General features: G+C 55.9%; 1 protein-coding gene. It reads right to left on the bottom strand.

The features are described from left to right. The coding region (locus DC53_RS00090) for a polyphosphate kinase 2 family protein (protein ID WP_033032652.1) at positions 1 to 295 on the bottom strand (295 nt) is incomplete at both ends.

Below are 295 nucleotides of genomic sequence, written 5' to 3'. Positions count from 1 at the left end.
CAAGAACGGTCATAGAGAACGATCTCACCATTGGTCGGCAGATGATTGATATAGCGCTGAAAATACCATTGGCCGCGTTCTTCGTCTGTGGGTTTGTTCAAAGCGACAACTCGGGCAGACCGCGGGTTCAGGTGTTCGGTAAAGCGTTTGATCGTGCCCCCCTTACCGGCCGCATCACGCCCTTCAAACACCATGGCAAATTTCTGCCCGGTGTCCTGTGCCCAGATCTGAACCTTCAACAGCTCGGCCTGCAAGCGGGCCTTTTCGGCCTCATAGGTCCGGCGCGCCATCTTGC

The sequence above is a fragment of the Pseudoalteromonas fuliginea genome, assembly GCF_000690055.1.
Taxonomy (GTDB): Bacteria; Pseudomonadota; Gammaproteobacteria; order Enterobacterales; family Alteromonadaceae; genus Pseudoalteromonas; species Pseudoalteromonas fuliginea.
The sequence above is the reverse complement of the archived record's forward strand: the minus strand, read 5'-3'. Positions and strand labels throughout refer to the sequence as shown.